Below are 269 nucleotides of genomic sequence, written 5' to 3'. Positions count from 1 at the left end.
TGTATGCCGGCTTTAGCTGCCCGTTCAGCATATGATCTTCCTTCATTCGCATAAAGGTTGCTTCCAAATCAGTTTTTGAGTAGCTGTTTCTATCTTTCCCCATAATCTCAAAGCATTCTTTATAGTGCATTAATTGCTGTCCACAATGTTCAAGCTCTTCATAGAGTTGTTGAAGTTTTGGCTTTCTCTTGCCCTTTCCGTTAACAAATACAATACCTTCTCCGTCAGCAATAACCATAAGATTTTTCTGAAGCTTAAGTATTTCAATA

Annotated in this window: 1 pseudogene; it reads right to left on the bottom strand. The window is 37.5% G+C overall.

Annotated features, from left to right (window positions below):
* A pseudogene (locus tag SBH76_RS13670) lies at positions 1 to 269 on the bottom strand (IS1182 family transposase); the annotation flags it as partial.

The sequence above is a fragment of the Lachnoanaerobaculum sanguinis genome (assembly GCF_033242365.1).
Taxonomy (GTDB): domain Bacteria; phylum Bacillota; class Clostridia; order Lachnospirales; family Lachnospiraceae; genus Lachnoanaerobaculum; species Lachnoanaerobaculum sanguinis.
This window is presented reverse-complemented; position numbering and strand designations above follow the sequence as displayed.